Annotated in this window: 16 protein-coding genes; 6 read left to right on the top strand and 10 right to left on the bottom strand. The window is 73.6% G+C overall.

What is annotated here, in order from left to right:
• Positions 1-203 precede the first annotated feature (203 nt).
• The gene (locus QIY60_RS01970; protein ID WP_283140809.1) at positions 204-1,175 is read left to right on the top strand and encodes a fibronectin type III domain-containing protein; all 972 of its coding nucleotides are present in this window, start codon (positions 204-206) and stop codon (positions 1,173-1,175) included.
• 4 nt (positions 1,176-1,179) lie between these two features.
• On the opposite strand, the gene QIY60_RS01965 is transcribed toward QIY60_RS01970, so the two are convergent.
• The 3 genes from QIY60_RS01965 to QIY60_RS01955 all read right to left on the bottom strand — a co-directional run bounded on the left by QIY60_RS01965 (position 1,180) and on the right by QIY60_RS01955 (position 4,935).
• Positions 1,180-2,385: an FAD-dependent monooxygenase gene (locus QIY60_RS01965; RefSeq protein WP_283140808.1), complete on the bottom strand. Its 1,206-nt coding sequence runs from the start codon at positions 2,383-2,385 to the stop codon at positions 1,180-1,182.
• Between the two features lie 80 nt (positions 2,386-2,465).
• Positions 2,466-4,088, bottom strand: a complete 1,623-nt coding sequence (gene aceB / locus QIY60_RS01960) for a malate synthase A (protein ID WP_283140807.1) — start codon at positions 4,086-4,088, stop codon at positions 2,466-2,468.
• A gap of 238 nt (positions 4,089-4,326) precedes the next feature.
• Positions 4,327-4,935, bottom strand: coding sequence for a nucleotidyltransferase family protein (locus QIY60_RS01955; protein WP_283140806.1), 609 nt, complete (start codon positions 4,933-4,935; stop codon positions 4,327-4,329).
• Between the two features lie 152 nt (positions 4,936-5,087).
• Between QIY60_RS01955 and QIY60_RS01950 the strand changes: the two genes are divergently transcribed.
• The gene (locus QIY60_RS01950) at positions 5,088-5,396 is read left to right on the top strand and encodes a DUF5955 family protein (protein ID WP_283140805.1); all 309 of its coding nucleotides are present in this window, start codon (positions 5,088-5,090) and stop codon (positions 5,394-5,396) included.
• 286 nt (positions 5,397-5,682) lie between these two features.
• Here the strand turns inward: QIY60_RS01950 and QIY60_RS01945 are convergent, their stop codons facing one another.
• Positions 5,683-7,170 carry a PLP-dependent aminotransferase family protein gene (locus tag QIY60_RS01945; protein ID WP_283140804.1) on the bottom strand — a complete coding sequence of 496 codons (1,488 nt, stop codon included), beginning with the start codon at positions 7,168-7,170 and terminating at the stop codon, positions 5,683-5,685.
• A 100-nt stretch (positions 7,171-7,270) separates the two neighbouring features.
• Here QIY60_RS01945 and QIY60_RS01940 point away from each other — a divergent pair, with 100 nt between their 5' ends.
• On the top strand, positions 7,271-7,411 hold the full coding sequence (locus QIY60_RS01940; RefSeq protein WP_283140803.1) for a hypothetical protein: 141 nt from the start codon (positions 7,271-7,273) through the stop codon (positions 7,409-7,411).
• Positions 7,408-7,920, top strand: coding sequence for a universal stress protein (locus QIY60_RS01935; RefSeq protein ID WP_283140802.1), 513 nt, complete (start codon positions 7,408-7,410; stop codon positions 7,918-7,920). Before QIY60_RS01940 ends, QIY60_RS01935 begins: the two co-directional genes overlap by 4 nt.
• Before the next feature lie 43 nt (positions 7,921-7,963).
• Here QIY60_RS01935 and QIY60_RS01930 read toward each other — a convergent pair whose 3' ends face one another.
• The 5 genes from QIY60_RS01930 to QIY60_RS01910 form a co-directional block, all read right to left on the bottom strand.
• Entirely contained in the window at positions 7,964-8,542 is a 579-nt protein-coding gene (locus QIY60_RS01930; protein ID WP_283140801.1) for a hypothetical protein, read from the bottom strand.
• 9 nt (positions 8,543-8,551) lie between these two features.
• On the bottom strand, positions 8,552-9,364 hold the full coding sequence (locus QIY60_RS01925) for a papain-like cysteine protease family protein (RefSeq protein ID WP_283140800.1): 813 nt from the start codon (positions 9,362-9,364) through the stop codon (positions 8,552-8,554).
• Between the two features lie 9 nt (positions 9,365-9,373).
• The gene (locus QIY60_RS01920) at positions 9,374-9,700 is read right to left on the bottom strand and encodes a hypothetical protein (RefSeq protein WP_101390813.1); all 327 of its coding nucleotides are present in this window, start codon (positions 9,698-9,700) and stop codon (positions 9,374-9,376) included.
• Positions 9,701-9,784: 84 nt separating this feature from the next.
• Positions 9,785-10,426 carry a response regulator transcription factor gene (locus QIY60_RS01915; RefSeq protein WP_283140799.1) on the bottom strand — a complete coding sequence of 214 codons (642 nt, stop codon included), beginning with the start codon at positions 10,424-10,426 and terminating at the stop codon, positions 9,785-9,787.
• Positions 10,423-11,781, bottom strand: a complete 1,359-nt coding sequence (locus QIY60_RS01910) for a sensor histidine kinase (protein WP_283140798.1) — start codon at positions 11,779-11,781, stop codon at positions 10,423-10,425. Before QIY60_RS01910 ends, QIY60_RS01915 begins: the two co-directional genes overlap by 4 nt.
• Positions 11,782-11,914: 133 nt before the next feature.
• Here QIY60_RS01910 and QIY60_RS01905 point away from each other — a divergent pair, with 133 nt between their 5' ends.
• Both QIY60_RS01905 and QIY60_RS01900 read left to right on the top strand, forming a co-directional pair.
• The gene (locus tag QIY60_RS01905) at positions 11,915-12,952 is read left to right on the top strand and encodes an ABC transporter permease (protein WP_283140797.1); all 1,038 of its coding nucleotides are present in this window, start codon (positions 11,915-11,917) and stop codon (positions 12,950-12,952) included.
• On the top strand, positions 12,949-13,638 hold the full coding sequence (locus QIY60_RS01900; protein WP_283140796.1) for an ABC transporter ATP-binding protein: 690 nt from the start codon (positions 12,949-12,951) through the stop codon (positions 13,636-13,638). The genes QIY60_RS01905 and QIY60_RS01900 overlap by 4 nt, the downstream gene beginning before the upstream one ends.
• Before the next feature lie 141 nt (positions 13,639-13,779).
• Here QIY60_RS01900 and QIY60_RS01895 read toward each other — a convergent pair whose 3' ends face one another.
• Positions 13,780-14,580, bottom strand: coding sequence for an IclR family transcriptional regulator (locus QIY60_RS01895; RefSeq protein ID WP_283140795.1), 801 nt, complete (start codon positions 14,578-14,580; stop codon positions 13,780-13,782).
• Positions 14,581-14,857: the final 277 nt, after the last annotated feature.

Here is a 14,857-nt window from a genome sequence, read left to right as displayed (position 1 = left end):
GGGCGGCGGGGCCGAGGTCGGGCCTGGGGGTCTGTGTCTGCGTATCCATGGCGGTGCAGACCGGACCGGCGACGGGAACTCATCGCGTCCGGCGGGATTTCCTTTACGGGGGCGGCGGGACCGGAACCGTCCGACCCCTTGCCGAGCGCGGCTACCTGTGCGATATAGGTCTGGACCATCTCGTACGGAGGGAGGGCCCGGCCGTGCAACGCCCCGCCGGATACGCCGTGTTGGTCTGTGCCGCCCTCGTCCTCGCCGCCTGCTCGGCGACCGCCGACGAGCGCGACGGACGGGCGCCGACGGTGCCGGGCGGGGTGACCGCGCAGGCGAGCAGCGCCACCTCCGTGCACGTCATGTGGGAGGCGTCGGCCGACGACAAGGGCGTCACCGGGTACGAGGTCCTCCAGCGGGGTACCCGGGTCAAGGCGGTGCCGGGCGAGAAGCACATGATCGACGTCGACGGGCTCGCCCCGGCGACCGCCTACAGCTTCACCGTGCGCGCCCGCGACGCCGCCGGGAACTTCTCGGCCCCCAGCGCCCCCGTGGCCGTCACCACGCCCGCGCCGAGCCCCGCCGACCACGGGCCGCCCACGGCGCCGGGCGCGCTGCGGGGCCGGGCCGACGGGAGCCGCGCGGCGACCCTGACGTGGCGGCGGGCGACGGACGACGTGGGCGTCACCTCGTACGACATCTACCAGGAGGACGTGCGGATCCACAGCGTCTCCGGGCACGAGACCAGTGCCCGCGTCACCGGACTGCGGCCCGGGACCGTCTACACCTTCACCGTGCGGGCGCGCGACGCCGCCGACAACTCCTCGCCGGACAGCGATGCCGTGGACCTGACCACCGCCTCGGCGCCGGGCGCGCCCGCCAGTACCGCGCCCACCGAACTGACCGCGCGTTACGGGAAGGTGGCGGGGGTGCCGACCGTCGAGCTGTCCTGGGTCCCGCCGGACACGGGCGGTCCGGTCACCTCGTACCAGCTCTTCCTCGACGGACGGCTCACCACCACGATCGTGTTCGGCGCGGCGCCGCCCCCGGGCCGGGCGTCGTACAGCCTCACCGTCTCGGCCGAGAAGCCGGGCACCCGCTACAGCGTCAAACTGCGCGCCCGGCTGCCCGACGGGAAGTGGGGCGACTTCTCGGCCCAGCGCACGGTCGTCATCGGCGGTTGACAGGCTACGAGTTGAGCTGGCGGCCGCCGAACGCGCCCGAGCCGTCCGCCTGTTGCCACCACTTCTCCAGACCGCTCTGGTCCATCGCGCTCCAGTCCGGCGTCCGCTCCACGAGGCCGATGCCGAGCTGGCGACCCAGCTCGACCATGGACCGGCCGCCGGCGGCCCGGCCCGAGTCGTACGCGCGCAGCGCCTCCTGCCAGTCCGGTGTGCTGGTGAGGCACGTCTCCAGAGCGGTGGCGTCCTGGAGCGCCTTGACCGCGCCGCCGCCGGTGTGCGGGCGGGCCACCGTCGCCGCGTCGCCCGCCAGGACCAGCCGGCCGGTGGCGTAGTGCGGCGCGGTGAAGTCGTACATCGGCTGGACGAAGAGCTCGTCGGCGGTGGTCGTGCGCACCAACTGGCCCCAATAGGGCGCCAGTTGGGTGTCGGCGATGTGGGCGAGCCTGGTGTGCAGGGTCGCGGCGAGGGTGCCGGGCGGCAGGCTGGTCGGGTTGTCGAAGCGCAGGTCGAGGTCCGGGGGAGGGGCGGTGTACAGCACCCAGTTGACCCGCAGCCCGCCCCGGCCGTCGGGGATGCGGTAGATGATGACGTGCCCGCCGGGGAACACGGCGTACACGCAGTCCTCGTCGGGCCACAGCTCCGGGGCCATCAGCCGGTCGGCCGCGAAGGCGCCCCGCCAGGCCAGATAGCCCGCGTAGCGCGGACGCACCTCGGGGCACGCGGCCGTGCGCACCGCCGAGCGGTAGCCGTCCGCGCCGATCACCAGGTCGAACCGCTCGCTCCCGGACCCGGTCGCCAGCTCCACGCCGTCCGGGGTGACCTCGACCGCGCCGACGGCCGTCCCGGACCGGAAGTCGGCCGACTCGGGCACCCGGCCGCGCAGTTCGTGCCACAGCGGTCCCCAGTTGTACGTGCGGAACGGGAACGGCAGCACCCCGATCCGCCGGCCCAGCGGCGCCGAGCCGTTCTTCACGTACCAGCACCGCCGGCCCAGCTGGAGCCACGGCATCGAGGCGTCCACATAGCCGGCCGCCTCCAGCTCCGCGTACCGGTCGTTGTGCATGGCGAGCCCCACGCCCCGGTCCGCCAGATGGCCCGAGGCCCGTTCGAACACGGTGACTTCCGCCGCGCCGCCCCGGTGTGCGGCCAGCGCCGCGGCACACCCGGCGATACTGCCGCCGACTACGGCGACCCTGCCTCCACGTAGCATCCGCTCATTCTGACAGGGCGGACACGGCGCGGGGCCGGAGGCGAAGGATTCGCCCCGGCCCCGCGTGGAGTGACGGTGGGTCAGCCGACCAGCTGCTCGTACGCGGGCAGCGTCAGGAAGTCCGCGTAGTCCGCGTCGAGGGAGACCTTCAGGAGCAGGTCGTGGGCCTGCTGCCAGCGGCCGGCCGCGAAGGCCTCCTCGCCGATCTCGGCGCGGATCGCGGCCAGTTCCTCGGCCGCGACCTCACGGGCCAGGTCGGCGGTGGCGAGCTCGCCGTTCTCGAACACCACACCCGCGTTGATCCACTGCCAGATCTGCGAGCGGGAGATCTCGGCGGTGGCCGCGTCCTCCATGAGGTTGAAGATGGCGACGGCGCCGAGGCCGCGCAGCCAGGCCTCGATGTAGCGGATGCCGACCTGGACGGCGTTGCGCAGCCCGTCGTAGGTGGGCTTGGCGTCGAGGGAGTCGATGGCGATCAGATCGCCCGGCGCCACCGAGACATCCTCGCGCAGCCGGTCCTTCTGGTTCGGCCTGTCGCCGAGGACCGCGTCGAAGGAGGCCATGGCGATCGGGACCAGGTCCGGGTGGGCGACCCAGGAGCCGTCGAAGCCGTCGCCCGCCTCGCGGTCCTTGTCGGCCTTGACCTTCTCGAACGCGACCTTGTTGACCTCGGCGTCCTTGCGGGACGGGATGAAGGCCGCCATGCCGCCGATGGCGTGCGCGCCGCGCTTGTGGCAGGTGCGGACGAGGAGTTCGGTGTACGCGCGCATGAACGGGGCCGTCATGGTCACCGCGTTGCGGTCCGGCAGGACGAACTTGGCGCCGCCGTCACGGAAGTTCTTGACGATCGAGAAGAGGTAGTCCCAGCGGCCCGCGTTCAGCCCGGCGGCGTGGTCGCGCAGCTCGTAGAGGATCTCCTCCATCTCGTACGCGGCCGTGATCGTCTCGATCAGGACGGTCGCGCGGACCGTGCCCTGCGGGATGCCGACGTAGTCCTGCGCGAAGACGAAGACGTCGTTCCAGAGGCGGGCCTCCAGGTACGACTCGGTCTTGGGGAGGTAGAAGTACGGGCCCTTGCCGAGCTCGATGAGGCGCTTGGCGTTGTGGAAGAAGTAGAGGCCGAAGTCGACCAGGGCGCCGGGCACCGGGCGGCCGTCGAAGCGCAGGTGGCGCTCCTCCAGGTGCCAGCCGCGCGGGCGCATCACGACGGTGGCGAGCTCGCCCGCGTCCTTGAGCGCGTACGACTTGCCGGACCTCGGATCGGTGAAGTCGATCCGGCGCTCGTACGCGTCGATCAGGTTGAGCTGGCCCGTGACGACGTTCTCCCAGGTGGGGGCGGAGGCGTCCTCGAAGTCGGCGAGCCACACCTTCGCGCCCGAGTTCAGCGCGTTGATGGTCATCTTGCGGTCGGTCGGGCCGGTGATCTCGACGCGGCGGTCGTTGAGCGCGGCGGGGGCCGGGGCGACCTTCCAGGAGTCGTCGGCGCGGATCGCGGCGGTCTCGGGGCGGAAGTCCAGCGTGGAGGTGCGGGCGATCTCGGCGCGGCGGTCCTGGCGGCGGAGCAGGAGCTCGTCACGGCGGGGCGTGAACAGCCGGTGCAGCTCGGCCACGAAGGCGAGGGCCGCGTCGGTGAGCACCTCGTCCTGCCGGGGCAGGGGCTCGGCGTCGACGATGGCCAGCGGGGACGGCGCTGGTGCGGACATGTGCTGTCACTCCTTCGCGGGCGGTGCCCTCACCGGCCGCCGGAAGTCAGAAAAGGCACTCAGTGCCAGGACCCCGGAATGCGACTGGGGGCGCCGTCTCAATCAATCGGGCGCTTCTGAACAGTGGATACTAGTTTCCTCATAGTGGAAGTTCAATGGTTTGTTGATGTCGAGATTCTCCGGGTCGACAGACCGTGGCGCTCGGTGCCACCACGTTCACTCCAGGTGTACCGGAGGATCAGTCCAGGCGCCCGAGATCCGCCGCCGTGTCGATGTCGTACGGCTCGGCCACGTCCCCGCACTCGACGAGCGTGATCTCCGGCTCGTGCTCCGCGAGATAGGCGCGCGCCCCGCGGTCGCCGCGCGCGCTCGCCGCGATCGGCTGCCAGCGGTCGGCGCCGAAGAGCACGGGGTGGCCGCGCTTTCCGTCGTACGCGGCCGCCGCGAGCGAGGACGGTGAGCGGTACGCGGCCCTGACGCGCCCGATCGCCTCCGCGCCGATGCCGGGCTGGTCCACCAGGCTGACCAGCGCGGCCCCCGCTCCCGTCCCGGCCAGTGAGGCGAGGCCCGCGCGCAGGGAGGAGCCCATGCCCTCGGTCCACTCCGGGTTGTCGACCAGCACGCAGCCGTCGAGGCGGGCGCGGGCGCGTACCTCGTCCGCGGCGGCGCCGAGCACCACGTGCACGGTGGCGCAGCCGCCCTCGCGCAGTACCCGTACCGCGTGCTCCACCAGCGGGCGGCCCCGGTGCGTCAACAGGGCCTTGGGCCGGCCGCCGAGGCGGCGTCCGCCGCCCGCGGCCAGCAGCAGGCCCACGACCTGCGCTTCGTCCTTCGTCGGTTGTGTCATGGCCCCACGTATACCGAATGCGCCCGCCGAATTCCGTCCACACGGTGGCGCGCGCCGGGCGCGATGGCGTTAACTGGCCCGCAACTCCCGTCAGTTGACCTTCGCTGACGGGCTGTGAGTACCGGCACGAAGATGTGCGTGGGGAAGGAATTTTGTTGCGACGCGTGGAGCAGTGGCCCGTGACCGGCAGTGCGGATCCCAGGGTGGCGGGGCTGCGGGTCGCCGTGGCGCGGCTGCGGCGGGAGCTGGCGGGGTACCCGGGGGAGTTTCCGGACCGGGCCGTCGCGGAGGACGAGCTCGCGGCGCTGGACGCGATGGCGGTGTCCGGGGCGCCGGAGGTGCTGCGCCTGCGGCGCTCGCTGCTGTTGATCGCGGGGTCCATCGGGTCGGTGAGCGCGCTTTCCGTCGCCGTGAAGGGGGTCCGGGAGGCGGTCGACTTATTCGGCGAGCCGACGCGCTGACGCGGTGCCCGGTCTTTGTCTGCGGGATGTCTGTGGCTGATCGCGCAGTTCCCCGCGCCCCTTTTGGCCCGGTGTTTGTCTGCGGGCCGGTGGGGGTTGCTCGCGCAGTTCCCCGCGCCCCTAGAAGCCCGTGGCTGAGCTGGGTTCTCCGGCTGCGGCGGACCACCTAAGGGGCGCGGGGAACTGCGCGAGCAACCCAGCACGGTCCGCAGACGAACACCGGCCCGATAAGGGGCGCGGGGAACTGCGCGACCAGCCACACACCACCCGCAGGGGGACGGCCCGGCTACGCCACCCAGTGGGGGCGGAGGGGCTCGCCCAGGGTTGTCGGCAGGCCTGCCGCCAGCGTGGCGGCGAGGCGGCGTACCGCCTCCCGGGTCACGTCCGGCGGCATGCAGTACGGGATCCGCAGACGGTGCTCGTGCGTGCCGGGGTCCGCCGCGAAGCGGGCCCCGCCCTGAAGGCGCACTCCATGGGCCAGCGCAGCCTCGCACAGCGCGCCCGCGATCGGACGGCCCAGGTCCACCCAGAGCGTCAGGCCGCCCGGAGGCAACTGCCAGCGCCACTCGGGAAGGTGGCGGGTCAGGGCGTCCGCCAGCGCCGCACGGCGCTCGCGCATCTGGGCCAGCCGTGACACCAGCACCTCGTCCATGCCGGGCAGCAGCTCGATCGCCACCAGCTGGTCCAGGACCGAGGACGCCATGTCCCGGTGGATCCGGGTCGCCGCCAGTTCGGTGATCAGCCGCGAACTCGCCCGCACCCAGCCGATCCGCAGTCCGCCCCAGTGCGTCTTGCTCAGCGAGCCGACCGTCACGACCTGCTCCCCCTCGCCGTGGCGCGCCAATGAGGCGAGCGGGGCGGGCGCCGGGACGTCCAGCGCCATCTCCGCCATCGTCTCGTCGACCAGCAGCCACGTCCCGGTGGCGCGCGCGGAGCGCAGCAGCCGGGCGCGCTGCTCGGCCTCCATCAGGGCGCCGGTCGGATTGTGGAAGTCCGGGATCAGATACGCGAGCCGGGGCGCGGTCTGCCGCAGCGCGCACTCCATCAGCTCGCCGTCCCAGCCCTCGTCCGTCACCGGCACGGGCGTCATGCGCAGCCCGGCGTACCGGATCGCGTCCAGGCCGTTGGCGTACGAGGGGCTCTCGACCAGGACGCGGTCGCCGGGGCGTCCGAGCAGCCCCATCACCAGGGAGAGGGCCTGCTGGGCGCCGGTGGTGACCAGGATCTGGTCGGGGAGCGTCGGCAGCCCCCGCCGGGTGTACCGCTCGGCGACGGCCGCGCGCAGCTCGGGCAGGCCGAGCGGGTGGTAGCCGGGGGTGCGCAGATGGCCGGGCAGCCGCGCCCCGGCGAGCGCCAGCGCCTCGGCGTACTCGGCCTCCGGCGCGGCGGGCGCCGCCATCGCCAGGTCGATGGTGTCCGCGCCGTCCGGGAAGCTGGCCACATTGGCCGGGCGCCGGCCGGCCGGCAGCTCGGTCCAGGTGCCCGCGCCCCGGCGGCTCACCGCGTACCCGCCCTCGCGCAGCAGGTCGTACGCGGCGGTCACGGTGGCCCGGCTCACCGCGAGCGCCCCGGCCAGCTCCCGCTCGGCGGGCAGCCTCGTGTGCAGCGGAATGCGCCCGTCCAGCAGGAGCGTTCGGACGCCCTGGGCGAGCGCGCGGTAGCCGGGGCGCTCCCCGGCGGTGGCGGCGACCAGGGTGGCCAGCTGACGGCTGCCCAGGGTCCGGCTGCTGTCGGCCACCCCGCCCAAGGAGTGGACCGATCCCATCCCCGCCATACCAACTCCCTTAGATTGGCCCTGCTGTCCAGGCCAATCACCCTACAGACTCCGGAGGTGTCAGCGCATTGGTCTGGAACGGCCGGAAAGGGCGAGAACCATGCAGGGCGAGGCGACGGTCACGGGCACGGTGACGGACCGGTTCGAGCGGGAGATGCAGCGGCGCCGCGAGGAGGGGCAAAGGCCCCTCTCCCTCGGCCGGCTGTGGGCCCTTCGGCCGTGGAAGGGGCGGGACAAGTGAACGGGCGGCACGGCGGGCCGGGCCCGGGGCGGGTGGTCGTGGGCGTCAGCGGGTCGCTCGGCAGCCTGGCCGCCCTGCGCGCGGCCGCCCAGGAGGCGCGGCGCAGCGGCCGCAGACTGGTCGCGGTGATCGCGTGGGAGCCGCCCGAGGGCGAGTACCTGTATCTGCGCCACCCCGACCCGGCGTGGGCGGCGCACTGGGAGCGGGACGCCCGGCAGCGCCTCGACGAGGCCTTCGCGGACGCGTTCGGCGGGCTGCCGCCCGGCGTCGAGGTCCGTAAGGCGGCGGTGCGCGGGCGGCCGGGGCCCGCGCTGTGCACGGTCGCGCACCGCCCGGACGACCTGCTGGTGGTGGGCGCGCGCACGGGCGCCTGGCGGGCCCGGGCGCGCCGGTACGTGCTGCGGCACGCGGAGTGCCCGCTGCTGACCGTACCGGCGCCGCGTGCCCCCAGGGGTGCGGCCCGGGAGCTGCGCCGGGCGACGGCGCAGGACTTCGCGCTGCGGGTGTGAGCCCCCGGCGGCCGGGGGCTCACGGGCGGTGTCCCGAAGGGCGTCAGCCCCCGCCCCGGTCGTCCTCCGCCTCGGGCGGCAGCACGTCCTGCGGGGCGTTCTCGGCGAGCAGCGCGAACAGCTCCGCCACCGGATACGAGCGGTCCGCCTCGACGCCCGGCGGGGCCGGGGCCGCCGGGACCAGGGTGTCCGAGGCGGGCGAGTGCAGCCAGACGGCGATCAGATGGACGGCCGGCAGGTGCAGCAGCCGCACCTCCGCGTCGCCCGGCTCACGCCCGGCGGCCGCCAGCGCGGCCGCCGTCCCGGCCACGAACGGCCCGTAGTTGAGCTGGCTGAAGACATGGCCGCCCGCCTCGTCCCGTACCGTCTCGGCGAGCGCCACCGGCCCCGAGTCGTGCTGGACGAGATAGCGCCAGGCGACCGGCCGGGCCCGGTCCAGGCCGCCCGGCAGATCGCCGAGGCCGATCACGTACATCTGGAGCGGATGCGCGAGCCGGAGCTCGTCGGCCGCGGCGGGCAGCAGCGTCGCGGTGCGGACCCGGCCGAGGCCCGCGAGGAGCTCGACCCCGGCCTCGGCGGCCGAGCGCGACTCCTGGGGTGGCTGCGGTACTTGAAGCGCCATGGTCCGTCCCTATGCCCGGGTGTAGTAGCTGTGGGTCCAGGTTCCACTGCCCTGGTAGTTGGTCGCGAGCGTGTTGTACACCTGGTCGGACCGGCCGTAGATCGGGTCGTCGACGGCCACGATCGCGTCCGAGCCGCTCAGCGGCGCGTCCACGCCCATCGCGGTGAAGAAGTGCCCGCCGCCGGTCGACCAGCCGACCCGGATGCACAGCGGACGGCCCGCCTTGATCTCGCCCTCGACGGCCGCGAAGTCCACCCGGTTGGAGACCATCCGGTCGAGGTGGCCGACGATCCTGAGCGGATTGTCCAGCGGCTGCTGCGAGTTGCAGCCCGCCCCGCTCGCTCCGCCGCCGCAGCAGTCGGTGCGCCCCGTCTGCGAGTTGGCCACCGCGCACTGGGTCCAGGTGCTGCCCGCGTTGTAGAAGAGCGCGATGCTGGTCGACACGGCCGCCCAGCACCAGTTGGTCTGCTGCTGCGCCTGCATCGCGAAGGCGAGGCGGCCGCCGTCCCACAGCCGGTAGACCGGCTTGTCGTCCAGGACCGTGATGTCGGTGACGATGTGCAGCGGCGCGCCCCAGTCGACGGTGACCACGAAGGTCACCCCGTGGTTGGGGTCGTACGGCGGGGAGTGCGGGCTGATGTTGCTGACCCGCACCGGCGCCGCGCCCACGAACCGGGGGCTGTGCTTGAGGTCGTTGGGGTCGACGCTGTACTCGGAGACCGTGACCACGACCGTCGAGTCGTGGTCGATGATGCCCCAGTTGAAGTTCAGCGCGGTACGGCCCTGGAGGCCGGCCCAGTACTGGCGTGCGGTACGCGGCATCGGCCCCCCTCAGCCGTTCTGGTACTCGATGGCGACCGGCGGGCCGTCCAGGACCGTGATGTCGGTGACGATGTGCAGCGGCGCGCCCCACTCCACGTTGACCGTGAACGTGACGCCGTGGTTGGGGTCGTAGGGCGGCGAGTGCGGGCTGATGTTCTCCACCGTGATCGTGGCGGCGCCGACGAACCGGGGGCTGTGCCGGGGATCGTTGTTGTCCACGCTGTACTCGGACGCGGTGACGATCACCGTCGAGTCGTGGTTGATGATGCCCCAGTTGAAGTTGAGTCTGGTGCGTCCTTGCAGATTCCACCAGTACTGGCGGGCTGTCTGTGGCATACGGGGCCTCCGCGCGGGTCAGGCCGGACACATGCCGCATGCATGCCCGTCCGGTGCGCCCGTGACGCGTGGGCGTAGCGGAAATCAGCCCGGCTGCCGGATCAGCCGGCGCGCGCCGGCCGCCGCGACCGCCGCCGTGCGCGACTCCACTCCCAGCTTTGCGTAAATATGCACGAGATGGGACTTGACGGTCGCCTGGCTCAGGAAGAGCCGTTTGCTGATCTGGAGGTTGGAGAGCCCGTCGCCGACCAGTTGCAGCACTTCGAGCTCCCGGCGGGTGAGGGCCTCGGCCGGGGTGCGCATCCGGTCCATCAGCCGGTGCGCCACCGCCGGGGCGAGCGCCGACTGCCCGGCCGCGGCCGTGCGCACGGCCGCCGCCAGCTCCTCCGGCGGCGCGTCCTTCAGCAGATACCCGGCCGCGCCCGCCTCCACGGCCGCCAGGATGTCGGCGTCCGTGTCGTACGTGGTGAGGACGAGCACCCGGGGCGCGCCCGGCCGCGCGGTGATCGCGGCGGTGGCGGCCGAGCCGTGCATCCCGGCGCCGAACTGAAGGTCCATCAGCACCACGTCGAAGCCGCCCGAGGCCGCCAGCTCCACCGCCCGCTCGGCGGTCGCGGCTTCCCCGGCCACCGTGAAGTCCGGCTCGGTGTCCAGGACGGCCCGCAGCCCCGCCCGTACGATCGGGTGGTCGTCGGCGAGCAGCAGCCTGATCGGTCCGGTGGTCACCGCGCCCCCGCTTCCCGTACCGGCAGCGGCAGGGTGATCGCGACCGCCGTGCCCTGGCCCGGCGCCGACTCGACGCTCAGGGTGCCGCCGAGCGAACGGGCCCGCGACCGCATCGCCGGGAGCCCGAAGCCGCCGGTTCCGGACGGGCGCTCGCGGCCCGGGTCGAAGCCCTTGCCGTCGTCGACGACATCCAGTGCCACCGAGGTGTCCATGAAGCTCAGCGTGATCTCCGCGCGCCCGGCCGCCGCGTGCTGGACCGTGTTGGCGAGTGCCGACTGGGCGATCCGCAGCAGCGCGACCTCGTACGGCGTGGGCAGCTCGACCGGGGTGCCGCTCACCCCGAACTGCACGGCGGGACCGGGCGTCGAGGCGCACAGCCGCTCCAGGGCGCCGGGCAGCGAGGCCCGCTCCAGACCGGGCGGGGTCAGCGCCCGGACGAACCGGCGGGCCTCCGCCAGGTTGTCCTGGGCGGCCGCGCGGGCCTGCTCGACGTGGGTACGGGCCGGGTCGTCCGGCGCGAGCGCGCGCTCGGCGGCCCGCAGCAGGAGCTGGATGGAGGACAGGCCCTGCGCCAGCGTGTCGTGGATCTCCCGGGCCAGGCGTTCGCGCTCGGCCAGCGTGCCCGCCGCGCGCTCCGCCTCGGCGAGCTCGGCGCGGGTCGACACCAGCTCCTCGATCAGCTCGCGCCGCCGCTCGCTCTCCCGGTACAGCGCGTCGTAGCCGAACACGGTCGCCACCGCCACGGCCGCGCCGAGCAGCGGCCCGATGAACGTGCCGGGCGTGACCTGCTCGCCGTGGAGCAGGAAGCTCGCGATGGCCGCGCCCGCCGTCGCCGCCACGGCGGGCAGGCCCCAGCGCTGCGGCAGCAGGTGCAGCTGGAGGAAGTAGAGGGGGAAGGCCACCCACAGGGCGTCCGGCGACAGGGCGAGCAGCACCAGCCAGACGGCGCAGAGCGCCCCGAGCCAGGCGGCGCCCGCGCGGGTGCGGGGCCGCACGGCGGGTGTTAGGGCCTGTCCGGCGGATCTGGTCGGCCTCGGCCCGGGAAGCGCTTCTCGGTGCTGGTGAGCGGGGGTCCGGTGCGTCCAGCTGCAAGGCGGAGGATCGAGTCGACGCGGAGCGTCGGCGATTGACGACAACGCGGCAGATGGGCGTGCCAGACCCCCGCGTGCCGACCAGATCCGCTGGACAGGCCCTAGCACCCCCGCCGCGTACACCGCCGCCATCGCGCCCGCCGCCGCCAGGACCGCCGCGTCGCCCACCGCCCGGGCCGCGACGAGCGCGAGCAGCCCGGCGAGCAGCGCGTGCAGACACAGGCGCAGCAGCCGGGCGACCGGGGTGTGGGGGCGGGAGTCCATAGGCCTTCCAGCGTAAGCGGGCCCGGCCCCGGCCCGGTCAACCGAAAGTTTGATGTGCGCGTCCGTCCTTCGATCCGGTCGATGTGTGCTGTGGCGCGATGTCCCGGCGGGCCCGGGCCGGAAGGCTGGAGCCATGTTCGTCGCATGGAGAGACCTCCGGTTCGCCAAGGGCCGGTTCGCGCTGATGGGCACGGTGGTGGTGCTCATCACCCTGCTCGTCGGCCTGTTGTCCGGGCTGACCGCCGGGCTCGCCCGGGACAACACCTCGGCCGTGGTGGGGCTGCCCGCCGACCGGCTCGCCTTCGCGGCGCCGCCCGGCGGCCGGGCGGTGTCGTTCACCAGCTCGGTGCTGCGCCCGTCCGTCTGGGAGGGGTGGGGCCGGACGCCCGGGGTGCGCGGCGCCGAGCCGATCGCGATCTCCACGGTGAACGCGAAGGCGGGGGAGCGGACGGAGGCGGTGTCGGTGTTCGCCGTCCGCCCCGGCTCGGTTCCGGCTCCGGTACGGGAGGGGGCCGTGGTCCTTTCGCGGGGCGCGGCGGACAGGCTGCGGGCGGCGGTCGGGGAAGCGGTCGTCGTCGACGGCCGGGCCCTGACGGTCTCGGCGGTGCGCGGCGAGGACTCGTACAGCCACACCCCGGTCGTCTGGACGGCGCTCGCGCCCGGGGCCCCGGCCACGGTGGTGGCCCTGACCCTCGGCGACGGCGTGGACCTCGCGGCGGCGGACCGGGCCCTGGGCACCACGACCCGCACCCCGGACGGCGCGCTCTCGGCGCTGCCGTCCTACCGGGCCGAGAACGGCTCGCTCCAGCTGATGCGCGGCTTCCTCTTCGTCATCTCGGCGCTGGTCGTGGGCGCGTTCTTCACCGTGTGGACGATCCAGCGCAGCGGGGACATCGCGGTCCTCAAGGCGCTCGGCGCGTCCACGCCCTACCTCCTGAGGGACGCGCTGGGGCAGGCCGTGCTGATGCTGTGCGCGGGGACGGCGGCGGGGACGGGGCTCGCGGCGGCGGTCGGCGGGCTGGTGGAGGGCGCGGTGCCGTTCGTCCTCGACGTACGGACCACGGTGATCCCCGCGCTCGTCCTGATCGTCCTCGGCGTGCTCGGCGCCGCCCTGTCCATCCGGCGGATCACCGCCGTCGACCCGCTGACCGCGCTGGGGAGTGCCCGATGACCGCGCCGCTGCTGCTGGACCGTGTGACGCTGACGTACCCGGACGGGGACGGGCGGCTGACCGCGCTCGACGAGGTGTCCCTGGCCGTGCCGCCCGGCACCCTGACGGCGTGCGTCGGGCCGTCCGGCTCGGGCAAGTCCAGCCTGCTCGCGGTGGCGGCGACGCTGATCGCGCCCGACCGGGGGCGGGTGGTGCTCGCCGGGGCCGAGACGGGGTCGCTGAGCGCGGCCGAGCGGGCGGTGCTGCGGCGGGAGCGCGTGGGGATCGTCTTCCAGCAGCCGAACCTGCTGCCGTCGCTGACGGCGGCGGAGCAGCTCCAGGTGATGGCGCATCTGGCGGGCCGGGGGCCCGGGGCGGCCCGGGCGCGGGCCCTCGACCTGCTGGACGCGGTCGGGCTCGCCGACCGGGCGGACCGGCGCCCGCACCAGCTGTCCGGGGGGCAGCGGCAGCGGGTCAACATCGCACGGGCGCTGATGAACTCGCCGTCGGTGCTGCTGGTGGACGAGCCGACGAGTGCGCTTGATTTTGTGCGGGGGGCGTCGGTGCTGGACCTTCTGGTCCGGCTCACCCGGGAGCGGGGCACGGCCACGGTGCTGGTCACCCATGACGTGGCCCACCTTTCGCGGGTGGATCACGTGGTGGAGATGGCGGACGGGAGGCTGGGTGTGGGGCGCGCGGTCGGCTGACGGTCGTCTGTGGCTGGTCGCGCAGTTCCCCGCGCCCCTGAAGATGCCGCTGCGCGGCAATCCCCTGGGCGCCCCGGAGGGGCGCACTTAGGGGCGCGGGGAACTGCGCGACCAGCCCCCACCGGCCCGCACCCGAAGCGCTCAGCCCTGGCCCGTGTTGGCCAGCGCGACGGACAGTTCCTCCGCGATGCCCTGCAGGATCGGGACGATCTTCTCCGTGGCCGCCTCCGTCACGCGGCCCGCCGGACCCGAGATGGAGATGGCCGCGGCCGTGGGGGAGTTCGGTACCGACACCGCGAGGCAGCGGACTCCTATTTCCTGCTCGTTGTCGTCGACCGCGTACCCCGCGTGCCGCACCTGCTCCAGCGCGTCGAGGAAGCCCTCCGGCGTGGTGATCGTCTTCTCGGTCGCGGCGGGCATGCCGGTGCGGGCGAGCAGCGCCCGGACCTCCTCCGGCGGGGTGTGCGCGAGGAGCGCCTTGCCCACGCCCGTGGAGTGCGGCAGCACCCGTCGGCCCACCTCGGTGAACATCCGCATGGAGTGCTTGGAGGGGACCTGGGCGACGTACACGATCTCGTCGCCGTCCAGCAGCGCCATGTTCGCCGTCTCGCCGGTCTCCTCGACCAGGCGGGCCAGATACGGCCGCGCCCAGGTGCCGAGCAGCCGCGACGCGGACTCGCCGAGGCGGATCAGGCGCGGGCCCAGCGCGTACCGCCGGTTGGCCTGCTGGCGTACGTAACCGCAGGCCACCAGCGTGCGCATCAGGCGGTGGATGGTCGGCAGGGGCAGGCCGCTGCTGGCGGAGAGCTCGCTGAGGCCGACCTCGCCCCCGGCGTCGGCCATCCGCTCCAGAAGGTCGAAGGCGCGCTCGAGGGACTGGACACCACCGCTTGCGGCGGATGGCTTGGAGGCGTCGGTGGTGCTGGCGCTGGACGTCGGCACGGCGCGGTCCTTTCAGCTGGCAGGCGAGGCAGCAGCCTACCTGTGTGTTCTTCGCCGTACAGTGCGTACGTAGGGAGTCCTTGCCGGTCAGAGCGGGTTTGTCCGTTCCGGTGGGGCACCCCGTGGCGATAGCTACATTCTGGGAAGTGAAAGTCTAATTCCATTCTGTGGAAACCTCCAAGACCCACGCCGTTGGCCGCCACCGGACCCGGGACACCCTTGACGGCTCCCTGATCGGCGTGAAGACTCCTTCAACAGTTCGTTGAATTTCGCTGGA

The sequence above is a fragment of the Streptomyces sp. BPTC-684 genome, from assembly GCF_030028635.1.
Lineage (GTDB): Bacteria > Actinomycetota > Actinomycetes > Streptomycetales > Streptomycetaceae > Streptomyces > Streptomyces noboritoensis.
This window is presented reverse-complemented; position numbering and strand designations above follow the sequence as displayed.

Bases quoted from the DNA above. Each gene is read 5' to 3' on its own strand.
- QIY60_RS01965 (WP_283140808.1), bottom strand. From the start codon at position 2,385: ATGCTACGTGGAGGCAGGGTCGCCGTAGTCGGCGGCAGTATCGCCGGG.
- aceB (WP_283140807.1), bottom strand. From the start codon at position 4,088: ATGTCCGCACCAGCGCCGTCCCCGCTGGCCATCGTCGACGCCGAGCCC.
- QIY60_RS01955 (WP_283140806.1), bottom strand. From the start codon at position 4,935: ATGACACAACCGACGAAGGACGAAGCGCAGGTCGTGGGCCTGCTGCTG.
- QIY60_RS01945 (WP_283140804.1), bottom strand. From the start codon at position 7,170: ATGGCGGGGATGGGATCGGTCCACTCCTTGGGCGGGGTGGCCGACAGC.
- QIY60_RS01940 (WP_283140803.1), top strand. From the start codon at position 7,271: ATGCAGGGCGAGGCGACGGTCACGGGCACGGTGACGGACCGGTTCGAG.
- QIY60_RS01930 (WP_283140801.1), bottom strand. From the start codon at position 8,542: ATGGCGCTTCAAGTACCGCAGCCACCCCAGGAGTCGCGCTCGGCCGCC.
- QIY60_RS01925 (WP_283140800.1), bottom strand. From the start codon at position 9,364: ATGCCGCGTACCGCACGCCAGTACTGGGCCGGCCTCCAGGGCCGTACC.
- QIY60_RS01920 (WP_101390813.1), bottom strand. From the start codon at position 9,700: ATGCCACAGACAGCCCGCCAGTACTGGTGGAATCTGCAAGGACGCACC.
- QIY60_RS01910 (WP_283140798.1), bottom strand. From the start codon at position 11,781: ATGGACTCCCGCCCCCACACCCCGGTCGCCCGGCTGCTGCGCCTGTGT.
- QIY60_RS01905 (WP_283140797.1), top strand. From the start codon at position 11,915: ATGTTCGTCGCATGGAGAGACCTCCGGTTCGCCAAGGGCCGGTTCGCG.
- QIY60_RS01900 (WP_283140796.1), top strand. From the start codon at position 12,949: ATGACCGCGCCGCTGCTGCTGGACCGTGTGACGCTGACGTACCCGGAC.